Annotated in this window: 2 protein-coding genes and 1 pseudogene; all 3 read right to left on the bottom strand. The window is 71.9% G+C overall.

Annotated elements, in window-relative coordinates; genetic code table 11:
• Positions 1-552, bottom strand: a pseudogene (locus Q1K57_RS09280) (hypothetical protein); the annotation flags it as partial.
• Positions 537-1,433, bottom strand: coding sequence for a hypothetical protein (locus tag Q1K57_RS09275; RefSeq protein WP_300081388.1), 897 nt, complete (start codon positions 1,431-1,433; stop codon positions 537-539). The pseudogene Q1K57_RS09280 and the gene Q1K57_RS09275, both read right to left, overlap by 16 nt.
• 60 nt (positions 1,434-1,493) lie before the next feature.
• On the bottom strand, positions 1,494-1,655 hold the full coding sequence (locus Q1K57_RS09270) for a LuxR C-terminal-related transcriptional regulator (RefSeq protein WP_300081392.1): 162 nt from the start codon (positions 1,653-1,655) through the stop codon (positions 1,494-1,496).
• Positions 1,656-1,664: the final 9 nt, after the last annotated feature.

Genomic DNA, 1,664 nt, shown 5'->3' with positions numbered 1-1,664 from the left:
GGCCGCGGGCGGCTCGGCGGACGCCGCAGGCTCGGCCCCGATCGCGGCCAGCGCCTCGCTGAGGTCGACCTCGCCGAAGCCGGCGTAGGACAGGGCGCGGGTGAGGCGCCCGGAAGCGACCGCGGCGCTGGCTTCGGGGTCGGCGAGAGCCGCCCGCAACGTGGCTCGCACCTCGTCGAGCGCGGGAGCGCTCGCCGTGAAGCCCAGGGCGCCCAAGTGCGCCACGAGGTCGCCGACGACGCGGGCCTCCAGCTGGGTGCGGCGAGCGGAGAGGGCCCGCACGCGTGCCGCGTCGAGGGCTTGCTGGGCGGCTCGCAGGTCTTCGCCGAGCGCCAGCCACTCCACGAGCGACACCAAGGACGCACGGGCGGCCACGTTCACGTACCAGGCGGCCAGGCTCGGCCGCCGCAGCTTCCCGATCGCGGCGGCGAGCGCCTTGTCGCCGGCGGCGCGCGCGGCCTTGGCGGCGGCGTCCCGGGTCACGACGAAGTCGGCGGGGTCGCCGGCGTAGAGGGCGTCGGCGACGCCGTCCAGGCTCAATCCCATTCCCACGACAGCGAATGGACGCCCGGAGGGGCGTCCGTGCGAATGAGCTGCACCTCGTTGTCGGCCAGTTCGACGTCGACGAGTTCGATGGGGTCCACGTCTATCTGCTCGGAGAACCCGGAACGGATGCGCGCCGGCAGCACGTGCGCGTCGAAGGTGACGCACATGCTCACGACCCGCACCGGATCGGCGGAGGCGCGGTTCATGCGGAACGACGGAGTGGACGTGGGCGCATACCGGATGCGCGTCTCGGTGAGCAGGTGCTCGCCGCGCTGCAGCACCCGCGGCGCCACCATCTCGGCGACGACCAGGTGCCGCTCGGGCACCTCGATGACCTCACCGACCTGGCAGCCGAACACGGCCTCCACGCTCGGGACGGCACCGGCGTCGTCGGCGTCCTGGTGCAGGACGAGCGGCCAACGGTGCAATCCGTTGCGTTCGGCCCGCCACAGGATGCGGCTCTCCTGGACGTGCTCGGTGCGGTCGGCACCGACGGCGAGCCGGTCCATCATGGTGACGCGGGCCAGCTGGCCCTGCATGTCGATGCCGAGGTCGCCGATGATGGACGCCGCCAGGTCGCGCACCGGCAGCACCGACTGCCAAGAGAACAGCTCCTTGCGCGTCCGGCCGTCGGAGGTGTGCGTGAGTGACGTGAGGTGGCCGGCGTCGACGTCGAGGATCCGTTCCAGCTCGACGAGCGTGTGATAGGACCGGGCGCGGGTGGGCAGCGAGCGTCCCGACTGCCAGTAGCTGAGCGTCGCGATGCTCACCGGGACGTTGGCGGCGTCGAGCCGGGCCCGGATGCGCTCGAGCGAGAGTCCGCGCGCCTGGATCGCCTCGGTCAGCACCTCTGCGAAGGGGCGGGCGGCGTACTCGTCGGGGGTCATTGACCCATTCTCACCCGAACTGCCCTCCACGCCGCAATCCGTCCGCTGTGCGGGGCCCGCTCAGCGCGGCTCGACGAGCCCGAGCTCGTAGGCACGGACGACTGCTTTCAGCCGCGACGACACCTGCAGTTTCGCCATGATGCCGGACACGTGCGACTTCACCGTCGACTCGGACAGGAAGAGGGTGTCGGCGATCTCGGTGTTGCTGTTCGCGTCGCACAGCAGCCGCAG

Origin of the sequence: Propioniciclava sp. (genome assembly GCF_029977985.1) — a bacterium.
GTDB lineage: Bacteria > Actinomycetota > Actinomycetes > Propionibacteriales > Propionibacteriaceae > Propioniciclava.
The sequence above is the reverse complement of the archived record's forward strand: the minus strand, read 5'-3'. Positions and strand labels throughout refer to the sequence as shown.

Coding starts and splice junctions, on each gene's coding strand:
- Q1K57_RS09275 (WP_300081388.1), bottom strand. CDS start 1,433: ATGACCCCCGACGAGTACGCCGCCCGCCCCTTCGCAGAGGTGCTGACC.